General features: G+C 63.3%; 15 protein-coding genes and 2 tRNA genes. 9 read left to right on the top strand and 8 right to left on the bottom strand.

What is annotated here, in order from left to right:
• Positions 1-63: 63 nt before the first annotated feature.
• Positions 64-1929, bottom strand: coding sequence for a phosphoenolpyruvate carboxykinase (GTP) (locus F8197_RS21575; protein ID WP_056143101.1), 1866 nt, complete (start codon positions 1927-1929; stop codon positions 64-66).
• Between the two features lie 336 nt (positions 1930-2265).
• Here F8197_RS21575 and F8197_RS21570 point away from each other — a divergent pair, with 336 nt between their 5' ends.
• Positions 2266-3270 carry a D-2-hydroxyacid dehydrogenase family protein gene (locus tag F8197_RS21570; protein WP_152883522.1) on the top strand — a complete coding sequence of 335 codons (1005 nt, stop codon included), beginning with the start codon at positions 2266-2268 and terminating at the stop codon, positions 3268-3270.
• Here F8197_RS21570 and F8197_RS21565 read toward each other — a convergent pair.
• Positions 3267-4025 (bottom strand): L-asparaginase, encoded by a 759-nt coding sequence (locus tag F8197_RS21565; RefSeq protein WP_152883521.1) that lies wholly within the window; start codon positions 4023-4025, stop codon positions 3267-3269. The genes F8197_RS21570 and F8197_RS21565 overlap by 4 nt on opposite strands.
• Positions 4026-4184: 159 nt before the next feature.
• On the opposite strand from F8197_RS21565, the gene F8197_RS21560 reads away from it, so the two are divergent.
• Positions 4185-4670: an asparaginase domain-containing protein gene (locus tag F8197_RS21560; protein ID WP_056143092.1), complete on the top strand. Its 486-nt coding sequence runs from the start codon at positions 4185-4187 to the stop codon at positions 4668-4670.
• A 104-nt stretch (positions 4671-4774) separates the two neighbouring features.
• On the opposite strand, the gene F8197_RS21555 is transcribed toward F8197_RS21560, so the two are convergent.
• The 3 genes from F8197_RS21555 to F8197_RS21545 form a co-directional block, all read right to left on the bottom strand.
• Positions 4775-5671, bottom strand: coding sequence for a recombination-associated protein RdgC (locus F8197_RS21555; protein ID WP_019924555.1), 897 nt, complete (start codon positions 5669-5671; stop codon positions 4775-4777).
• Between the two features lie 73 nt (positions 5672-5744).
• On the bottom strand, positions 5745-6896 hold the full coding sequence (gene dinB, locus F8197_RS21550; protein WP_152883520.1) for a DNA polymerase IV: 1152 nt from the start codon (positions 6894-6896) through the stop codon (positions 5745-5747).
• 61 nt (positions 6897-6957) lie between these two features.
• Positions 6958-8223, bottom strand: coding sequence for an MFS transporter (locus F8197_RS21545; protein ID WP_227012340.1), 1266 nt, complete (start codon positions 8221-8223; stop codon positions 6958-6960).
• A 154-nt stretch (positions 8224-8377) separates the two neighbouring features.
• Between F8197_RS21545 and F8197_RS21540 the strand changes: the two genes are divergently transcribed.
• The 6 genes from F8197_RS21540 (at position 8378) to F8197_RS21515 (ending at position 12228) form a co-directional block, all read left to right on the top strand.
• Positions 8378-8453 (top strand) — tRNA-Val (locus tag F8197_RS21540).
• Positions 8454-8474: 21 nt separating this feature from the next.
• A tRNA-Asp gene (locus tag F8197_RS21535) sits at positions 8475-8551 on the top strand.
• Between the two features lie 83 nt (positions 8552-8634).
• The gene (locus F8197_RS21530) at positions 8635-9891 is read left to right on the top strand and encodes a hypothetical protein (protein ID WP_152883518.1); all 1257 of its coding nucleotides are present in this window, start codon (positions 8635-8637) and stop codon (positions 9889-9891) included.
• Complete coding sequence (locus tag F8197_RS21525) at positions 9882-10499, top strand: ATP-binding cassette domain-containing protein (protein WP_152883517.1); 618 nt, start codon at positions 9882-9884, stop codon at positions 10497-10499. The genes F8197_RS21530 and F8197_RS21525 overlap by 10 nt, the downstream gene beginning before the upstream one ends.
• A gap of 125 nt (positions 10500-10624) precedes the next feature.
• Positions 10625-11104 (top strand): cyclic nucleotide-binding domain-containing protein, encoded by a 480-nt coding sequence (locus F8197_RS21520; protein WP_019924560.1) that lies wholly within the window; start codon positions 10625-10627, stop codon positions 11102-11104.
• On the top strand, positions 11101-12228 hold the full coding sequence (locus tag F8197_RS21515; protein WP_152883516.1) for an AI-2E family transporter: 1128 nt from the start codon (positions 11101-11103) through the stop codon (positions 12226-12228). Before F8197_RS21520 ends, F8197_RS21515 begins: the two co-directional genes overlap by 4 nt.
• Positions 12229-12231: 3 nt before the next feature.
• Here F8197_RS21515 and F8197_RS21510 read toward each other — a convergent pair whose 3' ends face one another.
• Entirely contained in the window at positions 12232-13209 is a 978-nt protein-coding gene (locus F8197_RS21510) for an AraC family transcriptional regulator (protein WP_152883515.1), read from the bottom strand.
• Between the two features lie 87 nt (positions 13210-13296).
• Here F8197_RS21510 and F8197_RS21505 point away from each other — a divergent pair, with 87 nt between their 5' ends.
• Entirely contained in the window at positions 13297-14742 is a 1446-nt protein-coding gene (locus F8197_RS21505; RefSeq protein WP_152883514.1) for a cytochrome P450, read from the top strand.
• A gap of 51 nt (positions 14743-14793) precedes the next feature.
• Here the strand turns inward: F8197_RS21505 and ahpF are convergent, their stop codons facing one another.
• Both ahpF and ahpC read right to left on the bottom strand, forming a co-directional pair.
• Positions 14794-16389, bottom strand: coding sequence for an alkyl hydroperoxide reductase subunit F (gene ahpF, locus F8197_RS21500; RefSeq protein WP_152883513.1), 1596 nt, complete (start codon positions 16387-16389; stop codon positions 14794-14796).
• A gap of 110 nt (positions 16390-16499) precedes the next feature.
• A complete protein-coding gene (gene ahpC / locus F8197_RS21495; RefSeq protein ID WP_019924563.1) occupies positions 16500-17063 on the bottom strand; it encodes an alkyl hydroperoxide reductase subunit C in 564 nt (187 codons plus the stop codon).
• Positions 17064-17100 lie beyond the last annotated feature (37 nt).

Here is a 17100-nt window from a genome sequence, read left to right as displayed (position 1 = left end):
CATACACGAAAAAAAAGCGGCGCATGTTTCCATGCGTCGCTTCCGTCTCCACCTCAGGCCGGCTTATTTTGCCAGGCGCTTCTCCAGCTCGGCTTTCACCGCCGTCAATTCTTGCGGCAGGTGGTAGGCCAGCTTGGTGAACAGTTCTTCGTGCAGTTTCAGTTCTTCGCGCCAGGCATCCTTGTCGATCGAGGTGATGGTCTCGAATTCTTCAGGCGTGAACGGCAGGCCGTCCCAGTGGATGTCGCCGTAGCGCGGGGTGGTGCCGAAGATGTTTTCGACGCCGCCGGCTTTGCCTTCGATACGCTCGAGCATCCATTTCAGCACGCGCATATTGTCGCCAAAGCCAGGCCAGACGAAATGACCCTGGTCGTCGGTGCGGAACCAGTTGACGCAGTAGATTTTCGGCAGGGTGGCGCCGTCGATCTTGCCCAGCTTTTCGCCCAGGTTGAGCCAGTGCTGGAAGTAGTCGCTCATGTTGTAGCCCATGAACGGCAGCATCGCGAACGGATCGCGGCGCACGATGCCCATCTGGCCGGCAGCGGCAGCGGTGGTTTCCGAACCCATGGTGGCGGCCATGTACACGCCTTCCACCCAGTTACGCGCTTCGGTGACCAGCGGCACGGTGGTCGAACGGCGACCGCCGAAGATGAAGGCCGAGATCGGCACACCGGCAGGATCGTCCCAGGCCGCGTCGATGACGGGGTTCTGGGTAGCGCCCACGGTAAAGCGTGCGTTAGGGTGGGCAGCCTTGGTGCCGGACGCCGGGGTCCAGTCCTTGCCTTGCCAGTCCACCAGGTGATCGGGCGCCTGCTTGGTCAGGCCTTCCCACCATACATCGCCGTCGTCGGTCAGCGCGACGTTGGTGAAGATGGTGTTTTCACGCATGGAAGCCATGCAGTTGAAGTTGGTTTTTTCGTTGGTGCCAGGGGCCACGCCGAAGTAACCGGCCTCCGGGTTGATCGCGTACAGGCGGCCATCGGCGCCCGGCTTGATCCAGGCGATGTCGTCGCCGATGGTGGTGACTTTCCAGCCGTCGAAGGTGCCTGGCGGGATCAGCATGGCGAAGTTGGTCTTGCCGCAAGCCGAAGGGAAAGCGGCAGCCACGTAGTGCTTTTTGCCTTCCGGCGATTCCACGCCCAGGATCAGCATGTGTTCGGCCAGCCAGCCCATGCCATCCTTGGCCTGGTCCTGGTAACCCATGGTGGAAGCGATACGCAGCGCGAAGCATTTTTTACCCAGCAGCGCATTGCCGCCGTAGCCCGAACCGTACGACCAGATTTCGCGGGTTTCCGGGTAGTGGACGATGTACTTGGTAGCGTTGCATGGCCAGGCCACGTCGGCCTGACCGGCCGTCAGCGGTGCGCCCACGGTGTGCACGCATGGCACGAACTCGCCATCGGTGCCCAGCACGTCGTACACGGCCTTGCCCATGCGGGTCATGACGCGCATGTTGACGGCCACGTATGGCGAGTCGGACAGTTCCACGCCGATGTGCGCAATCGGCGAACCCAGCGGGCCCATCGAGAATGGCACAACGTACATGGTGCGGCCGATCATGGCGCCGTCGAACAGCGGGTTCAGGGTGGCGCGCATTTCGTCGGGCGCCATCCAGTTGTTGGTCGGGCCGGCTTCTTCCCTGGTGGCCGAGCAGATGTAGGTGCGGTCTTCAACACGCGCCACGTCGGTCGGATCGGACAGGGCCAGGTACGAGTTCGGACGCTTGGCTTCGTTGAGTTTTTTCATGGTGCCGGCAGCAACCATTTCCGCGCACAGGCGGTCGTACTCTTCTTGCGAGCCATCGCACCAGTAGATGCGGTCCGGCTTGGTCAGCGCGGCGATTTCCGTGACCCAATTGATCAGTTTTTGATGCTTGATGTAAGCTGGGACGTTCAGCGTTGCAACGCCACCCATGATGGGCTGATTCATACTACCTCCAATGCCAATTAAAATTCTTTCGGCAGGATCGTCGTCAATATCAGCTTGAATAAAGCTTGAATAGCCTGGCGCGCGGAAAGCCCATCCGGGATGGGTCGGCGCCTCGGCGTATTCTACGGCGGTCTTGTCGTGGGACCAGGTTCCGTGAACCCGGCAGTGACAGCAAAATCGATGTTCGGCTGTTCATTTTTTGAGCGATTGTACACCGCTGGTCCCACGATTCAACAGAAATGTAGGAGAAATTGTTGACTAAAGTAGTAAGCTATTCAGCTTTTTGCAGCGCCCGTTATTCCGCTACGAATTTCAACCTAAGATCGGTTAACTGACATGAAAATCGCCATACTTGATGATTACCAGAACGCCAGCTCCGGAATAAAAAGTTATCAGATATTGAACGGACACGAGGTAAAAGTGTTCAACAATACAACACGTGGCCTCGGCCAGCTGGCAATCCGCCTGGCGCCGTTCGATGCCCTGGTACTGATCCGCGAACGCACCGCACTCAACCGTGCGCTGCTGGCCAAGCTGCCCAATCTGAAGCTGATTTCGCAGACCGGCAAGCTGGCCGGCCACGTCGATGTGGCGGCCGCAACCGAGCTGGGCATCGCGATTGCCGAAGGTGTCGGCTCCCCCACTGCACCGGCCGAGCTGACCTGGGCCCTGATCATGGCGGCAGCGCGCAAGATCGTGCCGTACGCGAACAACCTGCGCGACGGACTGTGGCAAACCGCTTCCGTCAATCCGCAATTGAACGGCCTGGGCTTCGTGCTCAAGGGGCGCAAGCTCGGGATCTGGGGCTATGGCAAGATCGGCCAGCTGGTGGCCGGATACGGCCGCGCGTTCGGCATGCAGGTGGTGGTGTGGGGCAGCGAGGCGAGCCGCAACAAGGCCGTTGCCGATGGCTACGCGGCCGCCGCATCACGCGAAGCGTTTTTTGCCGAGGCCGATGTGCTCAGCGTGCACCTGCGGCTGAACGACGCCACCCGTGGCATCGTCACCGTCGCCGACCTGGCGCGCATGCAGCCCACGGCCCTGTTCGTTAACACCAGCCGCGCCGAGCTGGTGGCAACCGGCGCGCTGGAGCAAGCACTCACACAGGGCCGCCCCGGCTATGCGGCGCTCGACGTGTTCGAATCGGAACCGCTGGCGCCAACCAGCGAACTGCTGCGCATTCCGACCGTGCTGGCCACGCCGCACCTCGGCTACGTGGAGCAGGACAGCTACGAGCTGTACTTCCGCCATGCATTCCAGAACATCGTCGATTTCGAGGCTGGAAAGTTCGATGCGATTCATAATCCGGACTTCCAGCACAACGCGCGCAGCCAGAGTTAATCAGTCTTCTCAGGGAGGCCGGTGAGGTTGATGCGCGGGGTGGGCATCACATGCACCTTGCTCCACAAGCCGGCCCAGCCGGGCGGCCAGGTGATGTCCGGGCCGCTGTACGGCGGCAAGGTGGCGCGCACCGGGACCACCGGCACCGGCGGCATGTCGATCAGCGGTGCGCCTGCGGGACGCTGCATGTCCAGGCTGTACATATAACCGGGCAGCAGCGCGTCGCACACGCTGGCGAACCAGGCGGTGTGGTCGTCGTCGCGGCCCAGTGCCTGCGCCAGTCCCTGCGGGTCGAATTTGGCCAGCGCGTGGATCAGCTCCTCGGTGGTGGCGCCCGGATTGTCCCCCCAGCCCATCACGGGGTTGCTGTTGTAGTCAGCGCCGGAGCCGTACCAGCCTTCGCGCCACGAGCGCTGCATCCAGTCGCGCTTGCCGGTGAACAGGTGCCAGCGCCAGTGCAGGCCGGACGGCTTGGGCCACGCATACAGATACAGTTTCTGATAGCCGGCCTGGTGCAGCGCGCGTACCACGGCCATCAGCCGCGCGTGGGGCATGCGGTCGGGCGGCGCGCGGCGGAACAGGATCGCTTCGCCATCGGCGTACTGCACGGCGTCGGTCGATAAATTGAGGTCGAGCGTGCGCGCTTCGCTGCCGAAACGCGCGGAAATCCAGCCGGTCAGCAAGTTGACGGCCGTGATCACGCCATAGCCGCGATGACGGTGAAAAATGACAGTTCCGGGTGCAAGAGCTTTCATAGACGATCCACGAACAGGGGCCTCAGGAGGGGCCCGCAAACAGACAATATAGGCATAGTACGCCGATATTTCCAGTGCGAAGACGACGGTTTCCGGATTCTTTTTGCGCAGCGGTTTGGGTTATGATGCAGATCATTTTTACTGAACCGAGCTTTCACCATGACCCTGCGCATCCTCGCCACCGGCGGCACTTTCGACAAACACTACAACGAACTGAACGGTACTTTGGGCTTCGCGGACAGCCATGTGCCCGCCCTGCTCGAACGTTGCCGCCTGACGGTGGACGTGGCGCTGGAACAGTTGCCGCTGATGGATTCGCTCGACATGGTCGATGCCGATCGCGAACGCATCCTGGCCTCGTGCCGCGCCGCCACCGAAAAGGCGATCGTCATCATCCACGGCACCGACACCATGCCGCAGACGGCCGCCGTGCTGGGACCAGCCGAGCTGGGCCAGACCATCGTGCTGACCGGTGCGATGATTCCGTATTCGATTGCAAACTCGGATGCGATGTTCAACCTGGGTTTTGCCTGCGCCGTGGCGCAGACCCAGCCGCCAGGCGTGTACGTGGCAATGAACGGCAAGATTTTTGCCTGGGATAATGTGCAGAAAAACAAGGCGGCTGGAGTGTTCCAGCCGCTGTAAATGGATTGGATCCCCGCCTGCGCGGGGATGACGGGTCGTCAGCCGGCGGCCGTCAATCCGTCATTGCACATCGGCGGACCGCCGCGCAGGCAGGATCCAGTTCATCAGGCCTTGGCTTCGCCGCCCAACGCTTCGACCACGTCGGCCATCATCTTGGCCAGCTCGCCCGTCATCAGCATGAAGTCGCCGTCAAAACGCTCTTCGTCGTTGCGGGTGCTCGATTCCTTCTCCGCCAGCACGTCGAGCGCCTTGACGCTCTTGATTGCCAGCGATTCGGTCAGCACGAACGATATCTTGCTGTCCCACGTCAGCGCCAGGCGGGTGCACTGCTTGCCCGCTTCGATGTGGCGGCGCACTTCGGCCGGTTCCAGCGTGTGGCGCACGTAGCGCACGGCAGCCTTGCTCTCGCCGGTGGCGCGCAGCTCGGTGTCCATATCGACCGTGAAGCCGGCCGGTGCTTCGTCGGTTTGCAGCCATTCGGTCATCACGCCCACCGGCGAGCGCTGCACGCGCAGGCTTTCCAGCGGCAGTTTATCGACCGCCTTCAGCAGCAGCTTGATCACTTCGTCGGCCTTGGCCGGACTGGCCGCATCGACCACCAGCCAGCCGTTGACCGGGTCGATCCAGGTCCAGACATTGCCACGGATCGAGAAGGCGCGCGGCAACAGCTCGTCGGCCACGCGTTCTTTCAGTTCCTTCATGGCTTTTTTGCCCGGGGCGAAGCCTTGCGCTTCTTCCATCTCGGCGGCGCGGGCCTTGGCAACCTGGTTGATCACGCTCGACGGCAGCAGTTTTTTCTCGGTGCCCAGCACGATCAGCATTTGCTTGTTGACCACGTGGACCAGGCCGCCGTTAGGACGTGGCTTGTCCCAGCCCTGGCGCAGCAGTTCGTTGCTGCTGGCGGGAACAAACGCGTGCGGTTCGAGCGCTGCTTCCAGTTGTTCGGGGGTGTAGGCCCACGGGGCCGGCAGACGATAAATCTGAAGATTCTTGAACCACATGAGTGTTGCCTTGTCCTGAATTGAATGTACCAAAAGAGCGCCATTTTACACGGTGATGGCGGCGCGGAACCGTTTATGAACTGAACAGGTCGCCCTGCACGGGCAGCGGCTTGTGCGTGGCTGCGCCCGGTACTTCGAGGGTGCTGGCGCGCACCCCGAGCAGGCGCAGCTTGCGTTGCAGCGGCACGCGTTTCAGGCATTCGCGCGCAGCCTGCAGGATGGCGGTCGCATCGGCCACCGGCTCGGGCACGGTGACGTTGCGGCTGACGATCTGGAAATCGTCGTAGCGCAGCTTGATGCTGATGGTGCGGCTTACGTAACCCTTGCGTTTCAGGTCTTCCGCCAGGCGGTCGCACAAGGTGACCAGGATGGCCGACAGTGTTTCGCGGTCCTGGCGCGCGTGCAAATCGCGCTCGAACGTGGTTTCGCGGCTCATCGATTTACTCATGGTGCGGTTGGCCACCACGCGCTGGTCGATGCCGTGGGCCGCTTGCGACAGCCAGGATGCGTAATGCGCACCGAAGTAATCCTGTAGCATCCCTTGATCGGCCCGCGCCAGCTGGCCGATGGTCTCGATGCCGAGCGACGCCAGCTTGGCGGTGGCCTTGGGGCCGATACCGTTCACCTTGCGCACATTGAGCGGCCAGATCCGCTCCGGGATGTCATCGAAGCCCAGGATGGTGATGCCGTTGGGCTTGTTCAGGTCCGAGCAGATTTTCGACAGCAGTTTATTGGGCGTGATGCCGATCGAGCAGGTCAACCCGGTGGCGTCGAACACGGCCTGCTTGATGCGCGCAGCCAGTGCATCGGTTTCGCCTTCCACATCGGTAAGGTCGATGAAAATCTCGTCGATGCCGCGATCCTCGATCTGCGGCGCAATCGCCGCCACCGCCTGCTTGAACAGCCGCGAATAGTGGCGATAGTCCTCGAAATTGGCGGGCAATAAAATCGCATCGGGCGCCAGCTTGGCCGCCTTCATCATGCCCATGGCGGAACCGACGCCAAACGCCCGCGCTTCATACGTGGCGGTGGTGATCACGCCGCGTCCCACGTAGGTGCGCAGGCGGGCGAACTGGTGACTGCCATCGGCCAGCAACACCGGCGTGGCGTGGCGCCCGCCGATCACCACCGGCTGGCCGCGCAGTTCCGGGTAGCGCAACAACTCCACGGACGCGAAAAACGCATCCATGTCGAGGTGGGCAATTCGTCGTTGGGGCTCTACCATACCGCTGCAAAGATTACTGTGAATACATACAGTATCTACGGAAACAGGTACGGCTGCAACTTTAACGTGGCGGACGCACGGCCACGACCACGAGTACCGCCCCCGCCACCAGGCTGGCCGCCAGCAGGTAGATGCCGCTGGCCGTGCTGCTGGTCGCATCCTTGATCGCCCCGACCAGGTACGGGCTGACAAAACCGGCCAGGTTGCCCAGCGAATTGATCATGGCGATACCGGCCGCCGCTGCCGCGCCGCCGAGCATGGCCGTGGGCAGGCTCCAGAAGATCGGGAACGTGGACAGGATGCCGGCTGTGGCTACGCTCAGGGCGGCCAGCGCGATCACCGTGTTGTCGCTGTAGGCGGTGGCGACGATCAGCCCCAGCGCACCAACCACGCCGGCGCAGGCCGCGTGCCAGCGGCGCTCGCCGGTGCGGTCCGAGTGGCGGGCGGCGGCCACCATCACCACCGCCGCAACGAAGTATGGAATCGCAGTGAGCAGGCCGATGTGGAACACGTCCGCCACGCCGCTGTTCTTGATCAGCTGCGGCAGCCAGAAGCTCACGCCATACAAGCCCATCACGAACAGGAAGTACACCAGCGCCAGCAGCCATACCTTGCCGCTCCTGAACACCTGCGCCAGCGGCAGGTGTTGCTGGCCCACGCGGTCCTCGGCGATGGCCGCTTCCAGCACGCGCTTGTCGTCATCACTCAACCATTTGGCGTCGCGGATGCCGTCGTCGAGGTAGAACAGCGTCCAGATGCCGAGCAGCACCGACGGGATGCCTTCGAGCAGGAACAGCCACTGCCAGCCGGACATGCCGTGGGTGCCATCGAACGCCTTCATGATCCAGCCCGACAGCGGGCCGCCCACCACGCCGGCAATCGCCACGCCGCTCATGAACAGCGCCACCATGCGCGCGCGGCGGTGCGCCGGGTACCAGTAGGTCAGGTACAGGATGATGCCGGGGAAGAAGCCTGCCTCGGCCGCGCCCAGCAGAAAGCGCAGCACATAGAAGGTGGTCACGCTGTTGGTGAACATCATCGCCGACGAGATCAGTCCCCAGCTGATCATGATGCGCGCGATCCATAGGCGGGCGCCGGCGCGCGTCATCAGCAAATTCGACGGCACCTCGAAAATGAAGTAGCCGATGAAGAACATGCCGGCGCCGACGCCATAGACGGTATCGGAAAAGCGCAGGTCGGCCAGCATCTGCAACTTGGCGAAGCCCACGTTGACGCGGTCGAGATAGGCCGCCACGAAGCACAGGAACAGGAACGGCATCAGGCGCCAGCTTACGCGGCGGTACAGCGCGTCGAGATTGTCATGCATGGTGGGCTTCCCGGTAGTGAATGCGGCGGCGCCCATGATAGGGCCTTCCCCGGCAATTTTCTAAATAATTTATAAAACCCCTTGCGGACATGCGAAACGCCCCTGTAGAATACGGCCTCGTTCAGCAGTTGTGACAAACGCTGATAAGTTTTCTGGGTGCTTAGCTCAGTTGGTAGAGCGGCGCCCTTACAAGGCGTAGGTCGGGAGTTCGAGCCTCTCAGCACCCACCAGGAAAACTGAAAAACGAGTTAGGAGTGGTAGTTCAGTTGGTTAGAATACCGGCCTGTCACGCCGGGGGTCGCGGGTTCGAGTCCCGTCCACTCCGCCAACATTCCTTAAGGGCCCGAAGCGTTATGCGCTTCGGGCCCTTATTCATTTCCGCATCAGTTTCAGGCAATATGCTGGAACCCGATGAAGACGCTCCCCTATTCCTATCTTTCTTTCCGCCGCCGCGTGGCGCGCGCGTCGCTGGTGCAGTTTATTGCCAGCGTGGTCAACTCGCTTGAAATGGTGCTGCTCGCATTCGCGCCCGTCATGCTGGGCCTGTTCGCGTGCATCGCCCTGCCCGGCCTGCTGGCGCCCACGCTGCCGTGGTTCGAGGCCCTCGGCCTGCTGCTCGCGCAAATACTGCTGGTGGCCGCGCCCGTGTGGCTGCTGCGCCAGCGCCTGCATCCGTTGGACGTGGCGCGCTGGAGCCGGGCGCTGCCCATCTCGTCGCGTCAGCAGTGGCAGGCGGAAGCGTCGGTTGCCGGCCTGATCGTCGGACCGGTCGCGCTCGCGCACGCGGTGTCGTGCGCGGTGTGGTGGTACCAGTGGCCCGATTGGTTGCGGCCCGTGGCGCCGTTATCCTTGGCGTGCGCGGTGCTGTCGTTGTTGCTGGGGTGGGCGTTGGCGACGGTGCTGTTGATGCGGCGGGCCCGCCCCGCTGCGCCGCGTACTGGTGCCGTGGTCGTGGCCAGGGCGCCGGCGCATTACGCCGCGCCACCGCGTGCGCGCGTGCCTGCACTGGCGTACTGGCGCCAGTTGTTCTGGCTGCCATGCTGGCGCGGCGAGGGCGTGGTCGGCATCCAGCAGACCTGCCTCTTTCTCGGCGCCTTGCTCAGCATGGCACTCTGGCTGTGGCGTCCGCCGTTGATGGCCTGGATGCCGCCAGCCGCGTGGGGCGTCGGCACCGCCATGCTGTTGATACTGCTGACCGACCGGGGCGACAAGGCCGTGGCGGAACAAATTGCGCGCCTGCGCCCGGTAGTGGCCCAATGGCCGCTGTCGATGGAGCGCTTATTTACCAGCGCAATCGTGGCGACCTTGTTACCGGGCGCGGTAGTGATGGCGTGCTTTGCGGCGCTGGTGCTCGCTGCTGGTGCTGACGTTCCTGCCGCCGCTGCTGGTACTGGCGCTGTCAATCTTGCTTCTGCTGGTGCTGCTGGTGCTGCCGGTGTTGCAGGCCATGCGGTGGGCGCGGACATAGGCACGGGCATGAGCGCGGGTGCAGCTGGCGCCATTAGCCATGGCGTGAGCCACACCGTAGCGCTGGTCTGGCTGACCTGCGCCGGTGTGGCGCAACTGGCCATCGTCGGGCTGCGCACGCTCACTGCGCGCGGCCGGGTGGCGCTGGTGATGGGCGCCATTCTCATCCTCACCGCCATCGGAAGCGAATTATGGAACTGACTGCCGTACTGACCATCGACCAACTGAATTTCAACCATCCGGACCGCGCGCTGTTTCGCAACTTCGATCTGCAACTGGGCACCGGCGTAACCTGGCTGCGCGGCGAAAACGGCGCCGGCAAGACCACCTTGTTAAAACTGGCCGGCGGCGCGCTCGATGCGCACGGCGGCAGCATCCGCCTCGACGGCATAGACATCGCGCAGCAACCGCTGGCCTATCGCCTGCAGGCGTTTTACTGCGGCGGCGACCTGCCGCAACTGCCGTGGCTGACCGTGCGCGAACTGCTGGACCTGCACCTGTCACTGTACCCGGCCACCGACGCCACGCTGCTCGATGCGCAGGTGCAGGCACTGCACCTGGGCGGCGCGCTCGAGCAGCCACTGACCACGCTGTCGCTGGGCCAGCACAAGAAGGTGCAACTGGCGCTGGCCCTGGCGCTGCCGGTGCGCCTGTTGCTGATCGACGAACCGTTCAACGGTCTCGATGCCGATGCGATGGCACACCTGCGCCGGCAACTGGCCGATCCCGCACGGCTGGCGCGCCAGTGCATCGTACTCACCAGCCACCTGGAACCGGAACTGCCGCTGGCGCGCACGGTGCAGTTGTAACACCTGTGGCGCGGTGTACTACATCGCTAAAATATTTCACTCTGGACACTGCCACGATGACAAACAATGCGGCAAACCAGCGACAATAGTGGCTTGCCTTCAGTTCGCTAGCGGAGTTCGTCCCGATGTTCGGTTTCCTCAAGTCCCCCACCCTGTCGCCGCGGCTGTTGCAGCTCAAGGCCTCGCCGCTGTTCAACACGCTCACACCGCTCGAACTGCAATCGATCGATGGCCTGATCCACGAGCGCCGCTACCTGGCCGATGAAATCATTTTCGACGAGGGCGAGGAAGGCCAGGCGCTGTACCTGGTCATTTCGGGGCGGGTACTGATCAGCCGCCTGCACCACGGCGGCCGCGAACTGGTGGCCGAGCTGGAACCGGGCGACTTCTTCGGCGACATGGCGCTGCTCGACAACGCCCCGCGCAACGCCCAAACGCGCGCCATCGACAACTGCGAGCTGGCCGTGTTCTTCCGTGGCGACTTCATGGGCCTGATGGAAACCGATGCCGTCATCGGCTACAAGATCGCGCTGGCCCTGGCGCGCCACCTGGGCGGCCGCCTGCGCGAATGGATGGTGGGCGCCTCGCGCACCGAAGTGTTATGAGCGTGCTGGCCACCCATCAGCGCGCCGGTCCGGTCGTCTGGATCGGCATCGTCGTCACCACCTGCACGCTGCTGTTCCTGCTGCAGCAGATGCTGTTCCTGGCGATCCCGTTCCTGCTCGGCATCGTGCTGTACTACATCCTGCTGCCACCCATGCGCAAGCTGCTGCGCATGGGCTTTAGCCACAGCGTGGCCGCGCTGCTGGTGGGGCTGCTGTTCGTGCTTGCCGTGGGGTTGGTCGTGTTCCTGATCATGCTGTGGCGCTCGGCACCGTCGGAATCGTGGCAGCATACCTTGTCCGTGTACCTGGCCGGCGGGCTCGATTTCGTGCGCCACACTACGCAGGCACTGGAGCAGCAGTTCCCGTTTCTCAAGCAGGTCAAGTTCGCGCGCAACATCAACAACCGCCTGACATCGTTTACCGGCGGCTTCGTGCAGAAGCACCTGACCGACATCCTGGTCTCGGTGGCGGCGTGGCTGCCGTCGCTGCTGCTGGCGCCGTTCCTGACGTTCTTTTTCCTGCGCGATGGCACGCGTTTCAAGAAGTTTTTGGCGCGCGCGGTGCCGAACGCATTTTTCGAGCGCACCCTGTTCCTGCTGCACGAGGTGCACCAGACCGCGTACCGCTACTTCCAGGGCCTGCTCAAGCTCACCATTCTCGACACGGCCGTGCTGGCGCTGGGCCTGTGGGCGATCGGGGTCTCGTCGCCGCTGCTGCTGGGCTTTATGGCGGCGGTGCTGGCATGGGTGCCGTACGTGGGTTCCATCGTCGGCTGCATGCTGGTGGTGATGGTCGCGTCCACCGACGCGCCCAATAACCCGATGGTGGCTTACCTGGCGATCGGCGTGTTCATCTTCGTGCGCCTGCTCGACGACTTCGTGTTCATGCCGCTCACGCTGGGCCGCAGCCTGCACATGCATCCGCTGATCACGGTCCTGATGATCTTCATCGGCGGTTCGGTGGCCGGCATTGCCGGCCTGATGCTGGTGCTGCCGCTGCTGGGCGTTGTCATGGTCATCGGCGAAACCCTGGGCCGCCTGATCACCGACCCGCGCCTGCGCGCCCGCCACAGCAACGCCATCCACCTGCGCACGCGGCAGGCCAGCGTGGACCTGGTCAAATAGCGGTCATACCCACAGCCGATACATCCAGAACGATTCGTCCTCGATAAAGCGCTGGGCGAATTCGGCGGGGGCGAAGCCGGTGATGCGCTTGACGGTGCGGTTCATATGGGCCTGGTCGGCAAAACCTTCTTCCAACGCCAGGCCGGCCCAGTCGAACGGCTGGCCCGCTTCGTGGCGGTCGCGCGCGGCAAAGAACAATCCTTCGGTGCGCGTGAGCGCTTGCCACTCGCGCAAAGAGCGACCGCTAAACGACTTGATGCGGCGCTCCACGTGGCGCGGGCTGTGCTGGTTGCGCCAGCCATGCGCGTGCCAGGCCAGGCGTTCCACCCAGTGGCGGCCCACCTGCCGCAGCGACGGCGCGGCCGATGCGCGCCCCTGCAACACTTGCCAGCGCGGCGCCAGGTGCCGCTCCAGCACCGCCAGCACGTCCTGGTCGCGACTGGCCAGCAAGGCGTCCAACAACGGCGCGAACCGTGCGTCCAGCGCCTGCGCTGCCGGCACGAAGCGGTTCTGGATCGCCGCCATGTCCACATCGAACAGGGCTTGCGCAGCATCGGCCGTAAAGCACGCCATGTAGCCGCGCCCCGGCGTCGGGGTCCAGCTCACCATCGGTGCCGACTGCGTGCCGGATAGTACGACCGGCGCGCCAAACGACTGCCAGCCCTGCGGCGTCACCAGGCCCGCGTCCATGTCGGGAAACCACGAAATCGTCACCAGCGGCGAGGCCGGAAAATGCGTGAGACACTGCGCGCTTTCCAGGCACTGGCTGGCGTGCTGCTGGTCATGCTGATCGCTGCGCAGGTGGCCACCTGGCTGGGTGCTTATTGGCGTCAAGTCGCGGCCGATCAGTGCCACCAGCGCACCGTTCAGCGATGGCGGGGCCAGTCGCAACGATTGCGTCGTCGCCGTACCTGCCACGCGCGGGGCACGCGCCAGGGGATCGGGACACGCTGCCCACATCGGTATGTGATGGTTTTCCATGGCTTGCAAGTATAGCCATCCCGGCCAGGCTGCGGCATGTCGTTTCGGTTCAAGACGCGGCGTCCCGTGCGGCACACAATCGGCACCATGACGACGCCAACCTCCAGCGCCTGCCCCTTCCACGCCGACCGCGCCGGCGTCCCACCAGCATCGAACCAGCAGCCGGCCTTGCAGCCGCCGGACACATGGCCGCCAGGACCGCCGTCGGGCCTCACCGGCTGGGGCCTGTTGCGGCGCATGGCAAAAGACCTGCCCGGGGCACTGACCGGGTGGCGCGCCACCTACGGCAACCTGGTGCACCTGCGCATCTGGCCCGAGCACCAGGTCGTGGTGACCGATCCGCACCTGGTGCGCGAACTGCTGGTCACCCATCACGATAAACTGGTGCGCTGGGAGCGCGGCATCGCGGTCATGTCGCAATTGCACGGTACCAGCGTGCTGACGGCGGAAGGTCCGGCATGGCAAGCCAAGCGGCGCGCCTTGCAGCCGAGCTTTTCCCCCAAGGGCGTACGAGCCTATGTGCCGCTGATTGCCGGCGCCACCCGCACGGCCCTGGCCCAATGGCCGTCCGACGATGCCAACTGGCCGATCGAACACGCCATCACCTCGCTGGCGATGGATGTCATCATGGGCTTCCTGTTTTCCAGCCCGGCCGATGTCGATGCGCGCCGCACGGAGCAGGCCGTGCATTGCATCAGCGTGGCCGGCAACGCCGAATTCTATTGGCCCGCAAGCTGGCCCGACTGGGTGCCATGGAAACGCGCCAAGCGTGAAGCCAAGCAGGTGCTGAACCAGCTGATCAACCGCCAGATCGATAGCCGCCTGGCACTGGACCCCGCAGCCTGGCCCGACGATGTGCTGAGCAAACTGCTGGCCTTGCACGCGGACGATCCCGCCACCTGGCCGCGCCAGGCCGTGCGCGACGAATGCATGACCGCCTTCCTGGCTGGCCACGAAACCACGGCCGCCACGCTGACCTGGTGGGCCTGGTGCATGGCCTCGCACCCCGCCGCGCAGGAGGCGGCCCGGCGCGAAGTGGACACGGTGCTGCAAGGCCGCACACCCGCTGCCGCCGACTTGCCAGCGCTGGCAGGCGTGGCACGAACGCTGCAGGAGACCCTGCGCTTGTACCCGGCCGCCCCGGTGTTGCTGAGCCGGCGTGCAATCGCACCGATTACGCTCGGCGGCTGGCAACTGCCGGCCGGCACCATGTTCATGGTACCGGTGCAGCTGATGCAGCACGATCCCGCCTGGTTTGCGGATCCGCCCGCCTTCCAACCCGAGCGCTTCGCCGCTGCAACCGATAACGCACCACGCGGCGCCTGGATGCCACTGGGCACCGGCCCACGCGTGTGCCTGGGCCAGCATTTGGCGATGACCGAGATGACGGTGATTGCCGCGATGCTGCTGCAACGCTTCCAGCTGGCCGTCCCCGCCAACATGCCCCTGCCCACGCCCAAGCTCCATATCACCCTGCGTCCCGCCAACGCGCTCCACCTCAGCCTGCATCGCCGTGATGACTCCGGACCATAAAAAAAGCCCGGTCAGTGAACTGAACCGGGCTTTCTGTAATGCGCGGGAAGCTTACGCGGTCATCGCGTGCTTTTCAGCAGATTCTTCCACCACCTCGATATCCGAACGAATCAGGTGATCGAAGGCCGACAGCGCGGCTTTGGCGCCTTCGCCGGTGGCGATGATGATCTGCTTGTATGGCACCGTGGTGACGTCGCCGGCAGCGAATACGCCGGGGATCGAGGTCTGGCCGCGAGCGTCCACTTCGATCTCGCCGTGGCGCGACAATGCCACCGTGCCTTTGAGCCACTCGGTGTTCGGCACCAGGCCGATCTGCACGAATACGCCTTCCAGCTCGACCTTCTTCGCTTCGCCCGACACGCGGTCGTTGTAGCTCAGGCCGTTGACGATCTTGCCGTCACCGTGCACTTCGGTCGTTTGCGCCGAGACGATTACCGTCACGTTCGGCAGGCTGCGCAGCTTGCGTTGCAGGACCGCGTCGGCGCGCAGTTCTGCGCCGTATTCGATCAGGGTGACGTGCTTGACCAGGCCGGCCAGGTCGATCGCTGCTTCCACGCCCGAGTTGCCGCCGCCGATCACCGCCACGCGCTTGCCCTTGAACAAAGGACCATCGCAGTGCGGGCAGTAGGCAACACCCTTGTTGCGGTATTCCTTCTCCCCCGGCACGTTGATCTCCCTCCAGCGGGCGCCGGTTGCCAGGATCACGGTTTTGGCTTTCAGTACCGCGCCGCTGGCGGTTTGTACTTCCACCAGCTTGGCGCCCGGCACCAGTTTGGCGGCGCGCTGGGTGTTCATGATATCGACGTCATACGACTTGACGTGCTGTTCCAGCGCCACGGCAAATTTCGGGCCGTCGGTTTCCTTGATCGAAATGAAGTTTTCAATCGCCATGGTGTCAAGCACCTGGCCGCCGAAACGCTCGGCCAATACGCCGGTGTTGATGCCTTTGCGGGCGGCGTAAATCGCTGCTGCCGCGCCGGCAGGACCGCCGCCGACGATCAGCACGTCAAACACGTCTTTCTTGCTCAGCTCGGCCGCCTGGCGCACGCCGGCATTGGTATCGAGCTTGGCGAGGATTTCCTCGACGTTGGTGCGGCCCTGGCCGAACAGCTGGCCGTTCAGGAACATCATTGGCACGGCCATGATCTGGCGCTCTTCGACTTCTTTCGGGAACACGCCGCCGTCGATGGTGGTGACCTTGATGCGCGGGTTGATCACCGCCATGGCGTTGAGTGCCTGCACCACGTCCGGGCAGTTATGGCAGGTCAGCGACATGAAGGTTTCAAATTCGTAATCGCCATCGAGATTGCGAATCTGCTCGATCGTGGCTGCGTCGAACTTGATGGTGTGGCCGCCCACTTGCAGCAGCGCCAGCACCAGCGAGGTGAATTCGTGGCCCATCGGGATGGCGGCAAAGCTCACGCCGATCTCGGTGCCGGTACGGTTGATACGGAAGGACGGCTTGCGTACACCTGCATCGGTGCCTTCGACCAGCGTGATCTTGTCGCTCAACTCGGCAATTTCGAGGAGCAGTTCCTTCATCTCGCGGGCCTTGGCGCTGTCATCGAGAGAGGCGACCAGCTCAAGCGGATACACCACTTTTTCCAGGTAGGATTTCAGTTGGGTTTTGAGGGTTGCGTCTAACATGATTATTTTTCCTTTTACAAATATTTAGGCGTATGCCGGGCCGGACGCCCGGTCCGGCATCGCGGTAACTACTTGTTTGCTGCGGTGTCGCTCAAGGGTTCAGCCTTGATTTAGATCTTGCCGACCAGGTCCAGCGATGGGGTCAGCGTGGCGGCGCCTTCGGTCCACTTGGCTGGGCATACCTGGCCTGGGTGCTCGGCAACGTATTTGGCTGCTTTGACTTTGCGCAGCAGTTCCGATGCGTCGCGGCCGATGCCGTTGTCGTGTACTTCCATGACTTTGATCTGGCCTTCCGGATTGATCACGAAGGTGCCGCGCAGTGCCAGGCCTTCTTCTTCGATCATCACTTCGAAGTTACGCGACAGTTTGCCGGTTGGGTCGCCGATCAGCGGGTAATTCACTTTCTTGATGGCGTCCGAGGTGTCGTGCCATGCCTTGTGAGCGAAGTGGGTGTCGGTCGATACGCCGTACACGTCCACGCCCAGCTTGGCGAATTCAGGTTGTTGTTCGGCCAGATCTTCCAGTTCGGTTGGGCACACGAAGGTGAAGTCGGCTGGGTAGAACATCAGGACGGCCCACTTGCCTTTCAGGGATTCGTCGCTGACTTCGATGAATTTACCGTCAACATAAGCGGTGGCATTGAATGGCTTGATTTGGGTATTGATCAGGGACATAGTCGTTTCCTCGTTGGGTTGTGAATCATTGAGACGC

The organism is Duganella sp. FT27W (assembly GCF_009295655.1).
Classification (GTDB): domain Bacteria; phylum Pseudomonadota; class Gammaproteobacteria; order Burkholderiales; family Burkholderiaceae_D; genus Rugamonas; species Rugamonas zoogloeoides.
The sequence above is the reverse complement of the archived record's forward strand: the minus strand, read 5'-3'. Positions and strand labels throughout refer to the sequence as shown.